At 70.6% G+C, this 21,293-nt stretch carries 17 protein-coding genes; 9 read left to right on the forward strand and 8 right to left on the reverse strand.

Features of this window, described 5'->3' with window-relative positions; translation table 11 throughout:
* Window positions 1–128: 128 nt before the first annotated feature.
* The 6 genes from EEJ42_RS44675 to EEJ42_RS44700 form a co-directional block, all read right to left on the reverse strand.
* Entirely contained in the window at window positions 129–1,052 is a 924-nt protein-coding gene (locus tag EEJ42_RS44675; protein WP_123107861.1) for an ABC transporter permease, read from the reverse strand.
* Window positions 1,053–1,055: 3 nt separating this feature from the next.
* A complete protein-coding gene (locus tag EEJ42_RS44680) occupies window positions 1,056–2,675 on the reverse strand; it encodes a peptide ABC transporter substrate-binding protein (protein WP_123107875.1) in 1,620 nt (539 codons plus the stop codon).
* A 471-nt stretch (window positions 2,676–3,146) separates the two neighbouring features.
* A complete protein-coding gene (ectB, locus tag EEJ42_RS44685) occupies window positions 3,147–4,418 on the reverse strand; it encodes a diaminobutyrate--2-oxoglutarate transaminase (protein ID WP_123107876.1) in 1,272 nt (423 codons plus the stop codon).
* 53 nt (window positions 4,419–4,471) lie between these two features.
* Window positions 4,472–5,014, reverse strand: coding sequence for a GNAT family N-acetyltransferase (locus EEJ42_RS44690; RefSeq protein ID WP_123107862.1), 543 nt, complete (start codon window positions 5,012–5,014; stop codon window positions 4,472–4,474).
* Window positions 5,011–6,333, reverse strand: coding sequence for an ATP-grasp domain-containing protein (locus EEJ42_RS44695; RefSeq protein WP_123107863.1), 1,323 nt, complete (start codon window positions 6,331–6,333; stop codon window positions 5,011–5,013). Before EEJ42_RS44695 ends, EEJ42_RS44690 begins: the two co-directional genes overlap by 4 nt.
* Window positions 6,330–7,580, reverse strand: a complete 1,251-nt coding sequence (locus EEJ42_RS44700) for an ATP-grasp domain-containing protein (RefSeq protein WP_123107864.1) — start codon at window positions 7,578–7,580, stop codon at window positions 6,330–6,332. Before EEJ42_RS44700 ends, EEJ42_RS44695 begins: the two co-directional genes overlap by 4 nt.
* 203 nt (window positions 7,581–7,783) lie before the next feature.
* Between EEJ42_RS44700 and EEJ42_RS44705 the strand changes: the two genes are divergently transcribed.
* A complete protein-coding gene (locus EEJ42_RS44705; protein ID WP_123107865.1) occupies window positions 7,784–9,136 on the forward strand; it encodes an MDR family MFS transporter in 1,353 nt (450 codons plus the stop codon).
* 189 nt (window positions 9,137–9,325) lie between these two features.
* Here the strand turns inward: EEJ42_RS44705 and EEJ42_RS44710 are convergent, their stop codons facing one another.
* The gene (locus EEJ42_RS44710; protein WP_148082227.1) at window positions 9,326–10,360 is read right to left on the reverse strand and encodes a helix-turn-helix transcriptional regulator; all 1,035 of its coding nucleotides are present in this window, start codon (window positions 10,358–10,360) and stop codon (window positions 9,326–9,328) included.
* Window positions 10,361–10,745: 385 nt separating this feature from the next.
* A complete protein-coding gene (locus EEJ42_RS44720; protein WP_123107868.1) occupies window positions 10,746–11,015 on the reverse strand; it encodes a hypothetical protein in 270 nt (89 codons plus the stop codon).
* 202 nt (window positions 11,016–11,217) lie between these two features.
* Between EEJ42_RS44720 and EEJ42_RS44725 the strand changes: the two genes are divergently transcribed.
* The 8 genes from EEJ42_RS44725 (at window position 11,218) to EEJ42_RS44760 (ending at window position 21,219) form a co-directional block, all read left to right on the forward strand.
* Complete coding sequence (locus tag EEJ42_RS44725; RefSeq protein WP_148082228.1) at window positions 11,218–12,144, forward strand: helix-turn-helix transcriptional regulator; 927 nt, start codon at window positions 11,218–11,220, stop codon at window positions 12,142–12,144.
* 254 nt (window positions 12,145–12,398) lie between these two features.
* A complete protein-coding gene (locus tag EEJ42_RS44730; protein ID WP_123107870.1) occupies window positions 12,399–13,934 on the forward strand; it encodes a peptide ABC transporter substrate-binding protein in 1,536 nt (511 codons plus the stop codon).
* Window positions 13,935–14,048: 114 nt separating this feature from the next.
* Window positions 14,049–15,419 carry a lysine N(6)-hydroxylase/L-ornithine N(5)-oxygenase family protein gene (locus EEJ42_RS44735; RefSeq protein ID WP_246097825.1) on the forward strand — a complete coding sequence of 457 codons (1,371 nt, stop codon included), beginning with the start codon at window positions 14,049–14,051 and terminating at the stop codon, window positions 15,417–15,419.
* Window positions 15,420–15,484: 65 nt separating this feature from the next.
* The gene (locus tag EEJ42_RS44740) at window positions 15,485–16,828 is read left to right on the forward strand and encodes a SidA/IucD/PvdA family monooxygenase (protein WP_184503572.1); all 1,344 of its coding nucleotides are present in this window, start codon (window positions 15,485–15,487) and stop codon (window positions 16,826–16,828) included.
* Window positions 16,829–16,897: 69 nt separating this feature from the next.
* Window positions 16,898–17,374 carry a cupin domain-containing protein gene (locus tag EEJ42_RS44745; protein ID WP_148082229.1) on the forward strand — a complete coding sequence of 159 codons (477 nt, stop codon included), beginning with the start codon at window positions 16,898–16,900 and terminating at the stop codon, window positions 17,372–17,374.
* Window positions 17,371–18,582: an NAD(P)/FAD-dependent oxidoreductase gene (locus tag EEJ42_RS44750; RefSeq protein ID WP_184503573.1), complete on the forward strand. Its 1,212-nt coding sequence runs from the start codon at window positions 17,371–17,373 to the stop codon at window positions 18,580–18,582. The genes EEJ42_RS44745 and EEJ42_RS44750 overlap by 4 nt, the downstream gene beginning before the upstream one ends.
* Window positions 18,569–19,543 carry a serine O-acetyltransferase EpsC gene (gene epsC, locus EEJ42_RS52090; protein WP_246097827.1) on the forward strand — a complete coding sequence of 325 codons (975 nt, stop codon included), beginning with the start codon at window positions 18,569–18,571 and terminating at the stop codon, window positions 19,541–19,543. Before EEJ42_RS44750 ends, epsC begins: the two co-directional genes overlap by 14 nt.
* Window positions 19,540–21,219 (forward strand): class I tRNA ligase family protein, encoded by a 1,680-nt coding sequence (locus EEJ42_RS44760; protein WP_123107874.1) that lies wholly within the window; start codon window positions 19,540–19,542, stop codon window positions 21,217–21,219. Before epsC ends, EEJ42_RS44760 begins: the two co-directional genes overlap by 4 nt.
* The last annotated feature ends 74 nt before the right edge of the window (window positions 21,220–21,293 follow it).

A 21,293-nucleotide genomic window follows, 5' to 3' on the forward strand; every position in this document is an offset into this window, starting at 1 on the left:
CCGGCAGGGGGCGGCGCAGCCACGGTCGGCCCCGTGGCCCGCTCTCCAGGGTCGCGGTGCCGGTGGCCGCGAGGTCCACCGGCCGGTCGGAGGGGGTATCGGGTCGCGCCTCAAGGGGCTCATAGGGCTCAGGCATACCGGATCCTCGGGTCGAGCACGGCGTAGAGGAGGTCGACGAGCAGATTGGCGAGCAGGAAGACGATCACCAGGATGGTGACGAAGCCGACCACGGTCGGCGAGTTCTGGCGCAGGATGCCCTGGTAGAGCTGGTAGCCCACACCGTGGATGTTGAAGATCCGCTCGGTGACGATGGCCCCGCCCATGAGCGCGCCGATGTCGGTGCCGATGAAGGTCACCACCGGGATCAGCGAGGTGCGCAGCAGATGCCGGACGACGATCCGGCGGCGCGGCAGCCCCTTGGCGACGGCGGTGCGGACGTAGTCGGCGCGGGCGTTCTCGACGAGCGAGGTGCGGGTGAGGCGGGTGGTGTACGCGAGGGACACAAGACCCAGCACCACCCCGGGCAGCAGCAGTTCGGTGAACGGTGCCTCCGGGGCGACGGACGGCCGGGCCCAGCCCCACCGCACGCCGAACACGTACTGGAGCACGGTGCCGCTGACGAACGTCGGGATGGACACCACGACCAGGGTGAGCAGCAGCACCGAGGTGTCCAGGCCGCGGCCGCGGCGCAGTCCGCTGAGCACGCCGAGGGTGATGCCGAGCGCCATCTCGAAGACGACGGCGACGATGGTGAGCCGCAGGGTGACGGGGAACGCGTCGGCCATCAGCTCGGTGACCGGCTGGCCATTGAACGCGGTGCCGAACCGGCCGCCGAAGACCTGCCCCATGTAGTGGACGTACTGGCTCCACAGCGGTTCGTCGAGGTAGAGGTCCTTGCGGATGCGGGCCGCGGTGGCGGGGTCGGGGGCCTTGTCGCCGAACAGGGCGGCGACCGGGTCGCCGAGCGCGTAGACCATGAAGAAGATCAGGAAGGTGGCGCCGAGGAAGACCGGGATCATCTGCGCCAGCCGCCGCAGCACATAGCGGCCCATGGCTCAGCCGACCCTGATCTGGTGGTAGACGGGGACGCTGAACTGGTTGAGCCTCACGTCGCGGAGCCGGGGCGCATAGCCCGCGCTGCCGTTCTGGTACCACAGCGGGATGGCGGGCATCTGCCGGGCGAGGATCTTCTCGGCGTCCTGGAAGGCGGTGATGGAAGCCCCGTCGGCGGACGCCGCGTTGGCCTGGTTCACCAGCCGGTCGAAGCCGGTGTCGCTCCAGTGGCCGTCGTTGGAGGAGGCGTCGGTGTAGTACAGCGGCTGGAGGAAGTTCTGGATCAGCGGATAGTCCATCTGCCAGCCCGCCCGGAAGGGGCCGGTCATCCGCTTCCCGGCCATCTTGTTGCGGTAGTCGGCGAAGGTGCCGACCGGTTTGCCGACGCACGCCCGGTCGCTGCGCAGCACGGTGTTGACGCTGTTGCAGACGGCGTCGACCCAGTCCTTGTGGGAGCCGGTGTCGGCGTTGTACGTGATCGTCATCCGGCCGCCGGGCAGCCCGCCGCCCGCCGCGATCAGCTTCCGCGCCCGGACCGGGTCGTACGAGCAGGCGTCCCCGCACAGCCCCGGCTGGTAGCCGCCCTGGCGACGCAGCACCGGTGAGGTCCAGTCGGTGGCGGGGGTGCGGGTGCCGCGGAAGATCCGGTCGGTGATCTGCGCGCGGTTGATCGCCATGGAGATGCCGCGGCGCAGCTTCGCCCGGGCGGGCCCGCTCCATGCCTTGTCGTACATGGGGAAGGTGAGGGTCTGGATGATCCCGGCGGGCTGGTTGATGTAGCGGTTGCCGAGATCGGAGCGGACGAACTTCAGCTGCTGGGCCGGGACATCGTCCACCAGATCGAGATTGCCCGCCTGGAGATCGGTGTAGGCGGTGTTGCTGTCGGTGTAGACGCGGAGGTCGACGCCTTTGTTACGGGCCTTGTCGGGGCCCTGGTAACCGTCCCAGGCGCGCAGCTTCATGACCGAGCCCTTGTCGTACGACCGCACCTGGTACGGGCCGTTGCCGACGGGCTTCTTCAGCCATGCCGCGTGGTCCTCGAAGAAGGCCCGGGGCAGCGGCGCGTAGGCGTTGTAGCCGAGCGTCTTGGGCCAGGAGGAGAACTTCTGGGTGAGCCGGACGGTGAAGGTCCGCTCCCCCGTCACCCGCAGCCCGGAGAGGGTGCGGGCGGTGGGGCGGCCGGTGGCGGGGTGGACCTTGGCGTACCCCTCGATGTACTCGAAGAAGTAGGCGTTGCGCTGCTTGTTGTCGAGCAGGGCGCCGTAATTCCAGGCGTCGACGAAGGACTTCGCGGTGACCTTCTCGCCGTTGCCGAACCGCCGCCCCTTCTTGATGGTGACGGTGTACGTGCGCTGGTCGTCGGTGGTGATCCGGTCCGCGAGCGCGTCCTTGGCCTCGCCGGTCGCCGGGTCGTACCGCTTGAGCCCCCGGAAGATCATGTCGAGGACCTTGCCGCCCTGGACGTCGTTGGTGTTGGCGGGCTCCAGCGGGTTCGGCGGGTCGCCCCAGGAGGAGCGGACGATGCCGTCGGCCGAGCCGGAGTCGCTTCCGCAGCCCGCGACGGCCGGGACGGCGGCCACGCAGAGGGCGCAGAGCACGCACCGCAGCCGCACGCACCGCATCCGCATGACGCGCACCGGCCTGACGCGCTGGGCTCCGCGCATGGCGCCTCCCGAGGACCCGGTCCAAGATCCGCCTTAGGTCCTCATCACACCCCAGGGCAGGGCGGCGCGCACGCCGGTGACCGCTGTCCGTGGCAGCGGCCCGGTGGCACCCGGAAACGGCATCGGGAACGCCATTGGTAAAGCGCGAGCCGAGCGGTACGTCCCGCGCCCGGCAAGCGCTTTCTATCCACTGTCGCGCATCAACTCGGTAGCTTCAAGAGACTTTCCCAGAAATTTAAATCGATTCAACAGAGTCGTCAGTGCCTCATCGGGCGCGGGTCGCGCCGTTGAGTACGGCCACAGGGCCTCGGACGACATGGCGTCCGAGGCCCTGTGGACCCTCCCCGTTCACTCGGCCGGGGAGGCGATGTGCTCCCCGCACGCGGGGGTGTCCGGCTCAGCTGACCGCAGCCGTCGCCCACTGCGGGGTCACAGGCACTCGCGGACGGACCGGGCCAGCAGTCGAAGGCCCTCGTCGAGTTCCTCCGCTGAGACGGTGAGCGGGGGCAGGAGCTTGACGACCTCGCTCTGCGGGCCGGACGTCTCGATCAGGAATCTGTGGTCGAAGGCGCGGCGGGCGACGCGGTTCGCGGCGTCCTTCTCGCGCATCTCCATGCCCCAGGCGAGGCCCCGGCCGCGCACGGCGACGATCGCGTCCGGGTGTTCGGCGGCGATGGCCAGCAGTCCGGCCCGCAGGTGTTCGCCCTTCACACGCGTCTGCTTCTCCAGTTCGCCGTCGGCCCAGTAAGCCTTCAGGGCGGCTGTGGCGGACACGAAGGCGGGGTTGTTGCCACGGAAGGTGCCGTTGTGCTCGCCGGGTTCCCAGATGTCGAGCTCTTCGCGGAACAGGCACAGAGACATGGGCAGGCCGTAGCCGGAGATGGACTTGGAGACAGTGACGATGTCGGGAACGATCCCGGCTTCCTCGAAGGAGAAGAAGCCGCCGGTGCGGCCGCAGCCCATCTGGATGTCGTCGACGATGAGGAGCATGTCATGGCGCCGGCAGAGCTCGGCGAGGGCACGCAGCCATTCGGGGCGTGCGACGTTGATGCCGCCCTCGCCCTGCACGGTCTCCACAATGGCCGCCGCCGGGTGGTCGAGGCCGGAGCCCTCGTCCGTCAGCAGCTGCTCGAAGAAGGCGAAAGGCTCGGCCGCGTCGGCTCCCGGGTAGCCGTCGAAGGGCATCGGCGTGGTGTGCACGAGCGGGACGCCCGCGCCGTCGCGCTTGCGGGCGTTGCCGGTGACGGCGAGCGAGCCGAGCGACATGCCGTGGAAGCCGTTGGTGAAGGAGACGACCTGCGGCCGCTTCTTCACCTTGCGGGCCAGCTTGAGGGCAGCCTCGACAGCATTGGTGCCGGTCGGGCCCGGGAACATCACCTTGTAGGGCAGGCCGCGCGGGGCCAGCACCAGGTCCCTGAAGGTCTCCAGGAAGCGGCGCTTGGCCGTGGTGGACATGTCCAGGCCGTGGGTGATGCCGTCGCGTTCCAGATAGTCGAGGAGCGCGCGCTTGAGCACGGGATTGTTGTGGCCGTAGTTCAGCGAGCCGGCGCCGGCGAAGAAGTCGAGGTAGCTGTGGCCGTCCTCATCGGTCAGGTGGCTGCCGCGCGCCTGGTCGAAGACCGTGGGCCAGCCGCGACAGTAGCCGCGAACCTCGGACTCCAACGTTTCGAAGATGCTGGGCACCGGCCCGGCGGGCCGCAGAACGATCGCGGTGGCTTCACCGGGTACCGGTGCGGGGGTGGAGACAGTGATACTCACAAGACGCTCCTGACGGGCGGAGTGGGCGGCACGGGAACGGTCAGGGAGTAGCGGAGCTTGGGCATGTTGGTGCCGCCCAGCCGGTCGTAGAAACGAATCGCCCCCTCGTTCCAGGCGGGGGTGTTCCACTGGACCTGGGTGAGGCCAAGGGCTTCGGCCTCACCAACGATGGCAGCCATCAGTCGCGTGCCGAGGCCGGCGCCGCGGTGCTCAGGCCGCAGGTAGAGACAGTCCATGTGCAGGTACTCGGCACCCTGCCAGGTCGCGAACTCCGGTGTGCAGGTCGCGTATCCGGCGAGCGGGCCGACGGCCGGGGCCGCCACAAGGCACCGCAGGGCCCGTGGTCCGGTGGTGGCCTCGCGCTCCGGCCCGAAGAGGAGGGCCGCGAGCCGTTCGGCGAGACCGCCCGGTGGCGGGGCGGCCTTCTCGTAGGCGGCGTGCTCAGCGGCGAGCTGCTCCAGGTCGGGCAGGTCCTCGGGCCGTGCGTGCCGGATCGTGATCCGGGGTCCGGCCTCTCCAGCGCCGCGGTGCTCGGTCACTTCGGCGTCACCATGACGTCGAGCTGCTCGTCCAGCTCGGTCGCGATGCGTTCGACCCGGTCGATGTCCTCGGGCCCGTGGTACGGGCAGGCGACGGCGAGGGAGCCCGCGATCTCGTACCAGCCCTCGGGCGCGCGGCGCAGCAGGCTGCCCACCTTGCTGCCCGGCAGGTAGGAGCGGAAGTGCGGGGAGTAGTAGGCGTCGCCGGGGTTGCTGCGCAGCAAACGGCCCTCGCGGTAGGCGAACTTGATGCAGGCGGCCGCCTGCGGGGCGGTGCGTCGCACCTCGTCGCGCCACAGCTCCTCCTCGGCGGCGGCCGGGTCCAGGTCCTCGTCCTGGAGGAGGGCTTTGAGCCACAGCCGGACCGGGTCGATGCCGTAGACCTCGCGGAGGTTGCGGTAGTTCTGGCCGCCGGACAGGCGGGTACTGAACTCGACGACCCGGTAGTTGCCGTCGGCGTCCTTGCGGTACTCGGCGTTGAACAGGCAGTGCTGCACGCCGAGGCCGCGCACGATCTGCTCGGTGAGGGCGACGAGTTCCGGCTCCTCCTCGGGCGTGCGGAAGGGAAGGGTGTAGTAGTCCTCCTCGAAATACGGGCCGGGCATCTGCATCTTGTCGGTGACGCCCGCGAGGTAGAACTTGCCGTGCAGCACCACGCCGTCGAGGGTGACTTCGCGGCCGGGCAGGAACTCCTCCAACAGGGCGATCTCGGCAGGTCGGCCGGAGAGGAAGTAGTCGTCCCAGCGGCCGCTGAGATCCTCGATCTCGGCCAGGGCAGCGACGAGTTCGTCCTGGTTCTTGGCGAGGGCGACGCCGATGCTCGCGGACAGGTTGCTGGGCTTGACGATGACCGGGTAGGCGAAGTCGCCGACGGCCTTCAGACCGGACTCGACTCCCTCCACCGCCACGTACTTCGCACCGGGGATGCTGTGCTCGGCGAGGAACTCGCGCTGAAGCCGCTTGTCGCGGGAGGTGACGTCGGCCTGATGGTTGGCCCAGGAGTGTCCGAGAACCGTGTTGACCCGGGAGACGAGGGTGAGGTCGGCCTCGTAGAAGGTGAAGACGTGGGTGATGCCCCGCTCGCGGGCCGCGTCCAACACGATCCGCTCGGTGGTGTCCATGTCCAGGCCGGGTTCCAGCAGCACCACGGACGCGAACCGGGCGTCGTCCAAGGACGCCTTCACCTGGGTGACGAGGTGGATCTCCAGACCGAGTCGCTGCATCGCCTCGATGTGCTCCCCGTTCCACGCGTAGGTGTTGCGCATGACGAGGAGGACCGGCCGCAGCGGGGTGGTGGGCAGCAGGTTGTCGTTGCTCATGAGGCGGCAGTGTCCTTCGTGGAGGGATCGGTGGTGACGGTGATGGCCTCCGCCATCCGGTCGCAGGCGGCGACGGCGGCGTCGGTGTCGGGGCCGGTCGCGAGGACCTGGCCGATGCGGTCCCAGTTGCCGGTGAGGGGACGCACCGTGGTGCCGGTGGTCACCGTCAGATCGACGTCGAGGGCGCCTTCGACGGTGGCCGCCTTGTCGGCGCCCTCCACCGTCGTGACGGTGCCGGGGGCCGCGGTGAGGAAGCGGGTGGCGGCCGAGCACAGGGGCTCGGGCCGGCCGGGAAGGGCCTCCATAAGCCCGAACGGCCAGGCAATCGTCCAGAGTTCGAGGTCGGCGCCATAGGCCGCCTCCAGCAGATCGACGATCCGGTCCCCGCCGATCCGGTTGTGGCCCTCGATGACCTTTGCGCCGTGGGGAGACAGGCGGATCTCGGTGTGCGAGGGGCCGGTGGTCAGCCCCATCGCGTCGAGGAACCGGACGGTCGCGGTGGTGATGGCCTCCTCGTCGGCGGCGCTGATCCGTGCGGGCTGGGCATGGCCTATCTCCAGGACGCCCTCGCTGAACTTCTCGGTCACCGCGAGCACCACGTGCCTGCCGTCGAAGGAGAACGCCTCGACGCTGTACTCCGTCCCGGGGATGTACTGATCGGCCATGAAACGGTCGATGTGGAAGAACGAGCCCCACTGGAGGTCGGTGCGGGCGCGCAGGGCGGCCATGCCATCGGCGGCGGCCTGCAGGTCATCGGGGTCGGTCACCTTCCACACGCCGAGGCTGGCGGTTGCGTCGACCGGCTTCACCACGAACGGGTAACCGTGGGCGGCTGCGAAGTCCCGGAGGTCGTCGGCGTCGTTCACCTCGGCGGCGGCCACCGAGAGGTCGGCGGCCGGGCCACTGGCGAGGTGTTCGCGCATACCGAGCTTGTCCGCGAGCAGCTCGCAGGTGCGGGCAGAGTTTCCGGGCAGTCCCAGCCGTTCCGCGATGCGGCCGGCGGGTACCAGACCGGGCTCGGTGAGGGTGACGACGCGGCTGAAGCCGTATGCGCGGTGGAGGCCGTCGGCCAGGGGGGCCAGAACGTCCCAGTCGGTGTAGTCAGCGATCACGACAGCCTCGGCCAGCTGGGCCGACTCCGGTACGAAGTGCTCACGGTGCTGGATGAGCACCACACGCAGCCCCGCATCGACCGCCTTGCGTACCGTCTGGATCCGGCCGCCGAGAACGAGAACGGTTGAGGTCATGGGCTTACTGTGGTGCGCTGGACCAGCGCCGCTCAAGTCTCTTGCTATGGCACGAACATGACGGATCGGAAGGTGTCACGCGGTTGGGCGTCTACCGGCCCCCGACACCGGAGAGGATGTCCCCGTCACCGCGCGCGCAGATGAGTCGCGGATGACGACCGGCCCGCTATTCGCCCCCCGAACCTGACCGCGAGGACCCACAGATGCCGAAGCCTCACGTCCCCCGCACCAGACTCACCGACTACCCGTCGGCGGCCTGGGTGATCTTCGCCGGCATGTTCGTCAACAAGTTCGGCAACTTCCTCCCCGTCTTCCTGGTGCTGTACCTGATCGATGAGGGGTACTCAGCCGGAGAGGCCGGCCTCGCACTCAGCATCGCCGGGCTCGGCGGGTTCGCGGGCAACATCATCGGCGGTACCGTCGCCGACCGGTTCGGCCGGCGCACCGCCATCGTGCTCTCCCAGTTCGGGGCCGGTGTGTTCACGGCCGCCGTGCCGTTGGTGCACGGGCTGTGGCCCACCACCGTCCTGGTCGCCGTGATCGGCGTGTTCGCCCAGCTGTACAGACCCGGTGCGGGTGCACTGCTGATCGATGTCGTCCCGCAGCAGCAGCGGGTCGGCGCGTTCGCCGTGCTGCGCCTGGCGATCAATCTGGGCATGGCGGTCGGCCCCATGGTCGGCGGTCTGCTCAGCGGCCAGTCGTGGACGTACATCTTCGTCGGCGACGCGCTGAGCTGTGTGGTCTTCGGCCTGCTCTCGCTGTTCCTGCTGCCGGGCGGCCGCCCGGTGCCGGCGGCGGCCGACGGTCCAGCCGCGGACGACGTCTCCACGGCCGGTGACGACGCCACCACGAAGAAGGCCAAGCCGGAGCGGCAAGGCTACCTGCGGGTCTTCACCGACACGCCGTTCCTCTTCTTCCTCTTCTCGATGGTGTGCGCCACCTTCGTCTACGCGCAGGGCAATGCGACGCTGCCCCTGCACGTCAGCGAGCAGGGCTTCAGTAACAGCTTCTACGGTCTGCTGCTCGGTGTGAACGCTGTCGTCTGCATCCTGTTCGAACTGCCCCTGACCCGCTGGACGGAACGCTGGAACCCGCGGTTCGCGATCATGGTCGGCCTGCTGCTGCTCGCAGTCGGGATGTCCGCCACCGGTCTCGCCGACAACAAGTCGCTTCTGGTGGTCACCGTGGTGCTCTGGTCGCTCGGCGAGATCGTCTACACGCCGATCTCCTCCGCGTACCCTTCCGCGTTCTCACCCGCTCATCTGCGCGGGCGCTATCAGGGCGCCGAAGGCCTCGCCCACACGGCGGGCCAGGCCATCGGACCCGCCGTCGGCGGCTACGTCTTCGCCTGGTCGGCCTCCGCGCACTGGTGGATGTGCGCCGCAGTCGCGGTGTTGGGCGCACTGATCGTGCTGCCGGCCATACCCGGCGACCGGGACACCGGCGACGCTCCTTCGGAGGGGGAAGAGGCGGCGCGGCTCGTCGAGGACGGCACCCAGGACTCCCTCCCGACCGGCGGTCGCCCCACCATCCCGCTGCCCGAATCGGGGCAGTGACGCGCTCAAGTGCCCCGCCGCCCTGGCGGGGCCGGTGGCCGCTCCGGCTCCGGTCCGACGACGCGCTGTGCACCGGCCTGAACGTCTTCCTCGAACCCGTTGGCCTGAACTCTTCCCCCGAACCCGTTCCCTCTCCCGCCCGGCCTGCATGCCCCCATGACACCGGCTGAATGGAACCAGGCAGCGGAGTCAGGGGACCGCGACCGCTGCGGGAGCCTTCTCGTCGAGCCAGCCCAGCGCGGCAGCCCGGTAACCGGCCTGGAACCTGCTGCGCGCCTCGAGGCGTTCCATCAGCCCGGCTGCCATCCGGCGGACGGTCCGCAGCGACACGCCCATCCGGCGTGCCGCCGCCTCGTCGGTCGTGCCGTCGGCGAGCTGGCGCAGCAGCTCACGCTCCGAGGGGGTGAGGCCGAGCTCGTCGCTGCGAGGGCTGCTGCCCAGTTCCTCGCCGCTCATCCAGTACTGCTCGAACAAGGCACACAGCGCGGCGACGGTCGTGGTGTGCCGGCAGACGACGACCCCGGCGGAGGGGTCGGCAGGGTCGTGCGGCAGGACGGCGATGTGGCCATCCACCAGCACCATTTCGGCGGGGAGCGTCGGCGCGGTGCGCAGCTCGGCGCCGTGCAGGGCGAGCCGGGCGGCAGGCGCGTACTCGGTGGGCCGATTGCGCAGGCTACCGAGGTGGATGCCGCGCAGCCGCACCCCGTTGTCGAGGAGCGGCTCCCCGTGCAGGTAGACGGAGGCGCCGAGGGCGCTGCTGCGCGGTCCGGGGCCGAGCACCAGCACCTCGTCGGTGGCGGAGGCGGTCAGTTCGTAGATGGTGACGGCGGCCGCAGTCACGTCGGTGACGTGCTCCAGCGTGCCGGTGGCGCGGCGCCCGGCCAACGCCTCATGGGTGGCGACGAGTTCGGCGAGCTCGACCTCAAGCTGTTCCACCTCTGCCTGGGCACGCAGGGTCTGCGCTCGGCGCCGGGCGAGGGCCGCCGTGAGGACCACCTTGGGGCTCACCGGCCAAAGCCGTCCGCCGGCCTTCGCGGTGTTGTCGAAGCGGGCGAGGGAGGCGGCAACGAGCTGGTCGAGGCCGTCGGTCACTTGGTGCGTCGACAGGCCGGAAAGGTCACGGAGTTCGGAAAGGGTGCGGCCGCCGTGCAGCAACAAGGTGCGATAGAGGCGGGCGGCGGCATCGTCGAGACCGAACCACGTCAGCAACGGATCATTGGCCATCAGGACCACCCCTGGTCGGATGCCGGCCCGCTGCCGGTGCCCGTCGTGGCATCGGCCAGGACCACCGACCAGCCCTGATCATCAGGCTGCGGCCCGGAGGGCCGCACCGCCGTGGAGCTCGCGGCTGAGGCAGCGACGGCGTTGAGTGACAGCGCGGCGATCAGAAGCGCCGGAACGGTAGCGCGACGGAGCATGGCGAACTCCCACAAGGTGACTGAGGAAGGACCGCGGGATCCGGAGTGGACCGCGGTGTCGCCGGGCCGTCAAGCGCTCCTGGCGACACCACGAATGATTCACCGGGCACCGATCGGTCGTCACGGTCTGCAGGCTGGCACAAACCGCTGGTGACATGAGTGTGTCAGGGGCCGGGTCCGCGCACCGGCCATCAGAGGCCGACCACGTGCCAGTCGCAGAGCTGCGGCACCCCCGCCAGCATCTCGGCGCACAGGGCCAGCCCGTAGGCATGGGCCTCCGCGGGGTCCGGGGCTCGCAGGAACAGCACGCCGACACCGCCGCTGCGCGAGGTGTGCACCCGTACGTGCTCGACGCCGTGCCTCGTGAGGACGGCCCCCTCCAGGGCGACGCGCAGGGCGAACGCCTCGGATGCGGCGATCGGAGGCCGGGGAGCGACGATGCGGAACCTGACGAGATACATGGAGGGCCATAGTGACACGGTGAGGAAGGTGAGCAAATCCGAACAGAGCTGTGTAAGTTGGCATATGCGTGCCATGGGCGTAAGGTGACGCGGTTCGGCAGTCCGGAAGACCTGAGGGGGAAATGTGTCACTGACAATGCTCGGACTCACGAAGGACTCCGACACCTTATACCGCGCCATGCTGGCGAGACCGGATTCGGGAGTGTCCTCGCTCGCAGCCGACCTGGGATGGCCCGAGGCGCGGGTGCGCCACTGCCTCGACGAACTCGCCGACCTCTCCCTGCTGAGCGCCCCGCCTTTCGGCAGCGGGGCGAGAGGACTGCGGGTGATCAGCCCGCAACTGGCCCTGGACCTGCTGCTGAGCAGGCAGTCCGCCGAAGTGGCACGGCGACAGCAGGAACTCGCGGAGAAGCGGGTGACCGCAGCCGCCCTCATCGCCGAGTACCAGCGCGAGGCGGAGCGGCCGCACGAGTGCTGCGTGGCAGGAGGCGTGGAGAAACTCATCGGTGTGCAGGCCGTCCGGCAGAAAATCGCGGAACTCGCGAACCAGGCCGAACGGGAGACGGCCTCGTTCGCACCCGGTGGGGCGCAGCCCCCCGACAACCGGGCCGAGAGCCGGCCCATAGCCCAGCGGCTCATCGACCGCGGGATCCGGTCCAGGACGGTCTACCAGGACAGCATCCGCAACGACCCGAACAGCTTGGAACTCGCAGAGTGGCACGTGTCCTGCGGTAACCATATCCGTACGGTGGCCGCGCTGCCGATGCGTATGCACATCGTGGACAGTGCCGTCGCCCTGGTTCCGCTGGACCCGGCGGACAGTTCCCGTGGGGCGGCCGTCATCCGTGAACCGGGCGCGGTGGCGGCGTTCACCGCCCTGTACGAGGCGGTCTGGGCGACCGCAGCACCGATCGGTGAGCCGCCTCGCCGCAACCTCGAGGATCCGGGCTCCCAGCACCGGGAGCTGCTGCGGCTGCTGGCCCAGGGCTGCACGGACGAGGCCGCGGCGCGACGCCTCGGGGTATCGCTGCGTACCGAGCGTCGGCTCATCTCGGAGCTCATGACGCACCTGGAGGCGCGCAGCCGATTCCAGCTGGGCCAGAAGGCCATGGAGTGCGGCTACCTCTGACGGCATCGGTCCTTCCGCCCCTGCCGACGGCCCCGATTGCACGGCCACCGGCAGGGCCCGGACTCCGGAAGGAGCGGGGCCGGGCCAACGATTCCGTGCTCGTGGAGTCACGGGCACGAGGGTGCCAGGGGCGGTAGGTGTCAGGCGGCGGCCCGTGACAGGCCCGGCAGCCGCCCGCAAGACTCCTCGGCGTCAACTGGCTTGTTCCAGCCTCCGCAGGCAGCGTGCGAGCCACCGCCGAGAAGAGAGCCCCGATGCCCCCGTTCGTGTTCCGTACAGCACTGGTCGAACCGACCGCCATCGACCCTTACAAGGCGCAGGAGACCGAGGGCATCCTGGTCTGCAAGGCGCTGTTCGCCGGTCTGCTGCGCCAGACGGCCCGGGGCTCGCTGACGCCGGCCACTGCGCACTCGTGGGAGTGCGACCCGTCGGGCCGCACATGGACGTTTCGGCTGCGGGACGACACCTGCTTCAGCGACGGCGAGCCCGTCACCGCGCACAGTTTCGTGCGGGGCTGGGAACGGGCGCTGGACCCGAAGGCGAACACCGAGACCGCCTACCATCTCGCGGGCGTCGAGGGATTCGACGATGTGCGGGCGGGCCGGACCGACCGGCTGGTCGGCGCGGTGGCGGTGGACGACCGGACGCTGGTCGTGCGACTGTCGCATCCGGACGTCCAGTTCGACCTGAAGACGGTTCAGCCGGTCTTCAGCCCGGTCCCGCTCTCAGCCGGGCCGGCGCTCGACCAGACCTTCAACGACCAGCCGATCGGCAACGGGCCGTTCATGATGGACGGGCCGTGGAAGCACGGCCACCAGATCCGTCTCGTGCGCAACCCGCGCTGGTGGGGCGAGCCGGTGGCGCTCGACGCCGTCCACATCGACATCCTGGACCCGGTCACCGCGCTCGACGACGAGTACGCCGGTTTCCTCGCCGGGCGGTACGACTACGCCCGGATCCCTCCGGAGCGGCTGCCCGAGGCCGCCCGTCACCTCGGCGGCGCCGGGTTCCTGGAGGAGGAGGGTGCCGGACTGCACTATCTGATCCCCTTCTGCCACCAGCCGCCGATGGACACGGTGGACGCCCGCCGGGCCGTCTCGCATGCCATCGACCGGCAGGGGCTCGCAGACCGTCTGTTCCACGGCCGTCGCACCCCCGCGCATTCGCTGCTGTCGCCGTGGTTCGGCGGTGCCCACGCTCCCGCGGGCGACGACGACCCGACCGCCTTCGACCCGGAAGCGGCCCGCGCAGCCGCGCTGCGGGCCGGGCTGCCGTCCGGTTCGGTGGTGGACTTCGCGGTCAACACCGGTGCCGGACACGAGGGATGGACATCGGCGATCGCCGAGAGCCTGCACCAGGTGCTCGGCTGGGACGTCCGGCTGCGGGTCACCGACGCGCGCGGTCTGGTCGACCACCGCACCTCCGAGGCGGCGAGTGGCCTGTGCCGGGCGGCGTGGGCGTGCGACTACGGCACTCCGGACAACATGCTCTACCCGCTGCTGCACTCTTCGTGCACCGCCCCGGACGCCGATGGCACCGCGCACGGTGACAACGAGGGCCGGTACGTCAACTCGGAGTTCGACGCCGCGCTGACCCGAGCCCGCGCCTGCACCGACCCGGAGGGACGGAACGTGGAATGGCGCCTCGCCGACGCCATCGCCACCCGCGACCTCGCCCTGATCCCGCTCTGGTACCGCACCGACCAGCGGGTCTTCGACGCCGACCGACTGACCGGCGTCGCCATCGACTTCGACGGCAATCCGACGCTCACCACGGTCCGACCCGTCTGACGATCCGAGACGCCGACCAGCACCATCTCTGGGCCTCGTCGCGTCCCCGCCCAAGCCTTTCCCGTGCGCGGCACGTGCCGCTGTGCGATTCCGTGCGACACGAAGGAGACTGTTTTGTACTCGCCTGAACTGGTACACGACATCCTCGGTATCGGCTTCGGCCCTGCCAATCTCGCGCTCGCGATTGCGCTGGAGGAGAAGCAGCCGGGCCTCGACGCCCGTTTCCTCGACGCCCGCTCGGCACCGGACTGGCAGCCGGGGATGCTGCTCGACGGGTCGGACATCCAGAACCACCCCAGCCGTGACCTCGTCACCCTGCGCAACCCCCGCAGCCGTTACAGCTTCCTCAACTACCTCCACGAGAACGGCCGTCTGCTGCGGCACTTGAACCTGCCGAGCGAGTTCCCGCTCCGCAAGGAGTACGCCGGGTACATCCGCTGGGCCGCCGGTCACTTCGCCCACGTAGTGGACTACGGGCAGCGCGCCACCTCGGTCGGCACCGTCGAGCGCGACGGCGAGATGCTGTACGAGGTGGTGACCGACAGCGGCCGCCGTTACCTGGGCCGAGTCCTGGTCATGGGACCCGGCCGCACCCCGTACATACCGCAGCCCTACAACGAGGTTCACAGCTCCCGGGTCTTCCACCTCACCAGCTACCTGCCGCAGGTGGCCGCCCTGACCGCGGACCGCGACCCCGAGGCGGTCGCTGTGATCGGCGGCAGCCAGAGCGCGGTCGAGCTCGCCCTCGACCTGTCCCGGCGCTTCCCCCGGACCCGTGTGGTGACCTACACCCGCTCCCACTCACTCCGGCTGAAGGACACGAGCCCCTTCAGCGAAGAGGGCTACTTCCCGGAGTTCACCGAGTACTACCACTCTGCCTCCCCGGCGAGCCGGCGGGTGCTCGACGCCTACATGCAGCCGACGAACTACTCCTCCGCCGACGGTGACGTCCTCAAAGAGCTGTACCTCGCCATCTACGAGCAGGAACTCGACGGCGATCAGCGGCTGTTCGTACGCGGCAACACCCAGGCGACCGCGGTCGACGCCGGCGAAAGCAGCGTGACGATCGACTTCCGCGAACTGCACACCGGCGAGCAGATCCGCGACACCGTGGACTTCGCGGTGCTGGCGACCGGTTTCCGCAACATGGGGCCGGGCGTCCACGAGGAGCTGCACCCGCCCATGCTGACGCCGCTCGCCCCCCGCCTCGCCACCGAGCCCGACGGGCGCCTCGAGGTCTCCTCCGACTACCGGCTGCTGCCCGCGGACTCCGGCGACACATTGCCCCCGCTCTTCCTCAACGGCCTGTGCGAGTCGAGCCACGGCATCGGTGACGCGGGCTCCTTCAGCCTGCTGTCGCTCCGGGCCGGCGTGCTCACCGACTCGCTCGCCGCCGCGCTGGTGCACCGTACCGCGAGCACCGGAACCGACGCCGCCGAGACCACCGACGGGGAACGGGCCACGTCGGCAGCGCTCGCCCTGTGAGCGGCGTCCCCGCATCATCCCTCGGCCCAGAGCCGGGCACCCCAACCAACGGGAGAGGACCCAACGTGCACGTCAAAGACCTGGTGGTGGCCGGGTTCGGCCCCTCCGGAATCTCGCTGGCCGCGGCCGTCGAGGACCACGACGACGCCCACCCGCAGGACCCGGCGCTCACCGCGGCCTACCTGGAGCGGGCCGCCGACTCGGCCTGGCAGCCCTACCTGGTGCTGCCCGGCACCGACATCCAGCACCACTTCCTGCGCGACCTGGCCACGCCGAGGGACGCCGCGTCGCGGTTCGGCTTCGTGCCATTCCTCCAGCAGAGTGGGCGTTTTTACGAGTTCACCCTGCTCGGCGGGTACGTCAGCCGACTGGAATGGTCGAGCTACGTGCAGTGGGCGGCCTCGCAGGTGCGTCAGCGGCCCTCCTACCACCGGGAGGTGGTGGCGGTGGAGCCGGTCGCCGACGCCGACGGCGTGGTGCGCACCGCACGGGTGATCAGCCGGGACCCGCGGGACGGCACGCGGTACGAGGATCTGGGCCGCAACGTGGTGATCGCCACCAGTCACCGCCCGCATATACCCGAGGTGTTCCGCGCAGCCGCCGGTGAACGCGTCTTCCACGCCCACGAGTTCCTGTTGCGGGCAGCCGCCCTGCCGGACCCGCCGGAGGGCCGGCCGCGCCGCTGGGCAGTGATCGGGGCCGGTCAGACCGCCGGCGAGATCGTGCTGTACCTGCACGGCTCCGACCGGCGCGCCGAGGTGCACTCGCTGGTCCGCCATGCCGGCTTCCGGATGTACGAGCTCGGCCACTTCAGCAACGAGGTGTACTTCCCCCAGGAGACCGACTACGTCTACGGGCTGGAGCGCGAGGCCCGCGACCGGGTGATGGAACAGGCGCGCGCCACCAACTACGCCGCCGTCGATCCGGACGTCTCCACCGCTCTGTACGCGGCGAGTTACCAGGACGGGCTGACGGGCACGCACCGTCTGTCGATGCACCGCCGTACCGAGGTCACCGGCGTGGACGTACGGGACGACAACGTGGTGCTGGAGACCGCCGAGGTGTTCACCGGCGCGACGGGAAGGCTGGAGGTGGACGCGGTCGTGCTGTGCACGGGCTACACCGAGCCGCGCGTCCCCGACCAGCTCGCGCCCTTCGCCTCCCTGCTCACGTACGAGGACGACGGCCTGCCCGTCGTCACCCGCAGCTTTCGGGCCGTGACCACGGACGCCTGCGAGGTGGGGATCTACCTGGACGGCGTGACGGAGTGGCGGCACGGCATCGCCAGTGCCACCTCCTTCAGCCAGATGGCCCTGAAGGCCGACGCCGTCCACCGCGACCTGCGCGAACAGCTGGCCCGTCAGCGGGCGGCCGTGACGGACCCCGCCACCGCCTCCGGCGCCGTCTGATCACGTGGCGAGCCGGGCCCGACGGCCCGGCCGCACCTCACCACACCGACCACCCGAAAGGTCTTGACCGTGCACATTTTCACGACCGGTCCCGACGACATGGTCTTCGAGGAGCAGTACAACGTCGCCGGCCGCCGGATCTTCCCCTGGAACGAAGCCGTTGCCGAGCCGTTCTGGGGCGGCGCCTGGGTCGACGTGGCCCCTGGCGACACGTCCGCCGCCCACTCGCACGACGAGAACGAGATGTTCTTCATCACCGAGGGCAGCGGCATCATGCGGATCGGTGAGGAGAAGCGCCGGGTCTCGGCCGGTGACACCGTCTTCATCACCCCCTTCAAGGACCACGATCTGACCAACGACGGCACCACCCGGCTGCGGTTCGTCACCATCTGGTGGGGCAGCGCCGAGGCGGTCGCCGCCGAACGCTCCTACTGGGCGGCGCAGTTCGGCATCGAGGACGGGGGGACCACTCCGGTGGGCGGACCCGCCGGGTCCGGCGCGGGCAGCCCGGTCGCCGTGGACACCGAAGGCGTGATAGGCCGGTGAGCCGGTCCGCAGTCGCGGACGCCGTCGTGGTGGGTGGCGGTGTCATCGGCACCGCCCTCGCCTACCGGCTGGCCGAGGCCGGGCTGGGCCGGGTCGTGCTCCTCGAGCAGGCCCGGGTGGCAGCCCACGGCGCCACCTCCCGCTCCGGCGGCCTCATCCGCCTGCACCACACGGTGCACAGCGACACCGTGCTCACCGCTCGCAGCCTGCCTGTGTTCGAGCACTGGGCGGACCACATCGTCGGCGACTGCGGGTACCGGCGCACCGGCTTCCTGCAGCTGGTCGGCCCCCAGTACGCCGAGGCCCTGGCCGTGAACACGGCGGCCGCGTCCGCGGCCGCCGGACCCCGCCGCGCCGAGGTGATCGACCCGGCCGAGGCGAGGCGCCTCTACCCGGGTCTCGCCCTCGAAGGGGTGGCGGCCATCGCCTTCGAACCCGACGGCGGATACGCCGACCCGGCTCGCACGGCCACCGCTTGGGCGGCGGCCGCCCAACAGCTGGGCGCCTCGCTCCACGAGGGCGTGCGTGTCCACGAGGTGTTCGCCACCGACGACGGCAGCCGGGTGACCGGGGTGAACACCACGATCGGCCGGATCGCCTCCCCGCTCGTCGTCCTCGCGGGCGGCGCCTGGGGCAGCGCCCCGGCAGCGGGCCTCGGCGTGCAGGTCCCGGTGACGGCGCGCCGGATCGGCCTGGCGCAGGCGTACCTGCCCGGAGCAGGCCGGCGCGGTGGCCCGGCGTCCGTGCCGACCTGCATCGACGACACCACTGGCAGTTACTTCCGCCCCGACGGGACCGACCGCTTCTTCTTCGGCGTCCCCTCCAACCCTGACGTCACACTCGGCCACGACGTGGCGCCCCTGTCGTCGAAGGAGCTCTCCTCCGCGCTGGCAGCCATCGCCCACCGGGTTCCCGCCGCGGCCACCGCGCCGCTCACCGGGACCAGGGCGGGCCTCGACGGCTACACCCCCGACAAGCGGCCGGTGATCGGTCCCGTCGGCCCCGATGGCCTCTACCTCGCCCTCGGGTTCAGTGGCGGCGGCTTCAAGATGTCGCCCGCCGTCGCCGAGCTGGCCGCAGCCGAAATCCTCGACGGGCAGGCCGTGACGGGGAAGAGCGAGCAGCCCCTGCTCGCGCCCTACCGGCTGGGACGGTTCGCCAACGGCGGCCGCGGGATCGTGCCGGAGGCGCCTTATGCGCAAATGTAGCTCCGCCCTGCGGGCCGTCGCCGCCCGGATGCGGGAGGACATCGCGACCGTCCAGGCCAAGGACCCGGCAGCGGAGAGTCGTTACGAGGTGCTGCTGTACCCGCACATCCACGCCCTGTGGACGTACCGGGTCGCGCACAGGCTGTGGCACAGCGGCCACCGGCTGACCGCCCGCGCACTCTCGCTCGGGGCCCGAGTCGTCAGCGGCATCGAGATCCACCCGGCGGCGGTGATCGGCCGCCGCTTCTTCATCGACCACGGCACGGCCGTCGTCATCGGCGCGACGGTCCGCATCGGCGACGACGTGATGCTCTACCACCAAGTGACTCTCGGCTCGGTCGGCTGGTGGAAGGACCTGCGCCGACCGGCCAGGGCTCGCCGACATCCGGTGGTCGAGGACGGCGTGATCATCGGTACCGGTGCGAGCGTCCTGGGGCCGGTGACGGTCGGGGCGGGTGCGAGGATCGGCGCCCACGCCGTGGTCGTCACCGACCTGGAGCCGGAGGCGCGGGTGACCGCACCGGCCTCGGAGATACATCCGTCGTCCGGCTTCACCCCGGACCCGGCTCCGGCGGACGCCGCACCGACCGGGTCCGTAGCTGACGCGCCCGCTCCCGACCCCGCCGTGCCCGAACCCGCGACGAACAGGCCGGAATCCGCAGTGTCCGGGGCGCGCGGAGCCACTCCCGCGCCGGAGCGCGAGCCCGCCGTTCCTCCGGCGTCCGACACGGCGCTGCCCCAGCCGGCGCAAGGGCAGCCGGGCCGGCCCGGCCCGGTGACACCGGCCGCCGTCCGTCCCGCCGCACCCCGGCACGCCGGACCGCAGCCCGTCCGCCCGTCCGCCCCGCACGTGCTGACCGCGGACAGCGGCTCGTCCGGGACCGCGCTCCCGGGAAGTCAGCCGACCGTTCCAGAACCCGCCGCCACTTCCCCTCTCCCGCGAGGACCAAGAAAGCCATGAGCGAGCCGCAGACCTCCCAGCAGCCCACCACCGCCGTCAACTACGTCGTCACCAGCGCACCGCCGAACCCCAACGGCGACCTCCACCTGGGCCACCTCTCCGGTCCGTTCCTCGGTGCCGACGTCCTCTCCCGGTACCTGCGCCAGCGTGGCGCCGATGTCCGCTACGTCGGCTACTCCGATGAGCACTCCTGCTATGTGCCGCGCCGCGCCGCCGAAATAGGCTCCACCGCCCACCGCGCCGCGCTGACCTTCGGGGCGCGGATGGAGGAGACCCTCTCCCTGGGCGCCATGCACCACGACTGGTTCACCCGTCCGCTCACCACCCCCCGCCACGACGAGATCGTCCAGCGGTTCTTCACCGGGCTGTGGGAGCAGGGACGGCTGGATGTCCACACGCTGCCCGTCTTCTGGTGCGCACACTGCGAGCGTGAGCTGTACGAGGCCGAGGTCCGCGGCGAATGCCAGTTCTGCGCGGAGCCGTCCGACGGCGTCTACTGCGAGGCGTGCGGTCTGCCGCAGGACCCGGCCGGTCTGGCCGCCCCGCGCTGCACCGCCTGCTGGGAGACCCCGCAGATCCGCGAGCTGGAGCGCATCTGCTTCCCGTTGGGCGAGTACCGCGAACGGCTGCTGGGCTACTACGAGAAGGCACAGCGGACCGCCGAGTGGCGGCCCCGCCTGCGCGCCTACCTGGAGACGCTGCTCTCCCGGGATCTGCCGCTCACTCCCATCTCCCGCCGGGCCGACTACGGCATCCCGGTGCCGCTGGAGGGCTGGGAGGGCCACATCCTCGACACCTGGTTCTCCGGCATCTTCGGCTACATCGCCGCCACGGCCTGCTTGACCGCCGCGGAGGGCGCTCCTGATGAGTGGGAGCGTCTGTGGTCCGCCCCGGACACCCGGATCGTCAACTTCATCGGGTTCGACTGCTCGTTCTCCCACGCCGTCCTGTGGCCCGCACTGCTGATGGCGCACGGGGGGCTGACCCTGCCGTCCCAGGTCGTCACCAACGAGTTCTACCGCCTGGAAGGCGACAAGTTCTCCACCAGCCGCAACCATGCGGTGTGGGGTGGGGAGTTCCTGCGACAGGTGTCCGCGGACGCCCTCCGCTTCCACCTGTGCCTGACAGGTCCGGAGCGGGAACAGACCAACTTCGCCGCCAAGGAGTTCGCCGCCACCGTCGACACGATGCTGGTGGGGGGGATCGAGGTGTGGACACGGGCCGTGCTGGCCACCGTCGCCGAGGACTTCGCCGGGACCGTCCCGGACGAGGTGCCCATCTCCGCCGACGGACCGGCCGCCGCCATGCCCGCGGAGCTGACCCAGCTGATCTCCACGTCGCTGGAGCCCGCCGCGTTCTCCCCGCAGCAGGCCGCGGCCGGGCTGGCCGAGGTGATCGCCCGGGCCGTTGCCGACCTGCCGGAGCTGGAGAAGCTGCGCGGCAGCGGCGAGCCGTACGCCCGCCGGACCGCCGCGCACATCGAGGCTCTCGCGGCCCTCGCCGTCGCCTCGGCGGCGATCATGCCCGGCTGGTCGGCCTACCTGGCCGGGCATCTGGGGGTGCCCGTGGACCAGACGACCCGGATGCCTGCCTGGCCCGCGGTCGCCGCCCGCCTGGTCGCGCCCGGCACCACCCTGCCCGCCTCCTTGCCCGCGTTCTTCCACGAAGTCGCATGAGCCGGGGGCCCCGAGGCCCCGCCGCGCCGCCGGACGACGCGGCGGCCGGGCTGCCGCCGCGCCGTACCCTGCCG

This window comes from Streptomyces botrytidirepellens, from assembly GCF_003721215.1.
GTDB lineage: Bacteria > Actinomycetota > Actinomycetes > Streptomycetales > Streptomycetaceae > Streptomyces > Streptomyces himastatinicus.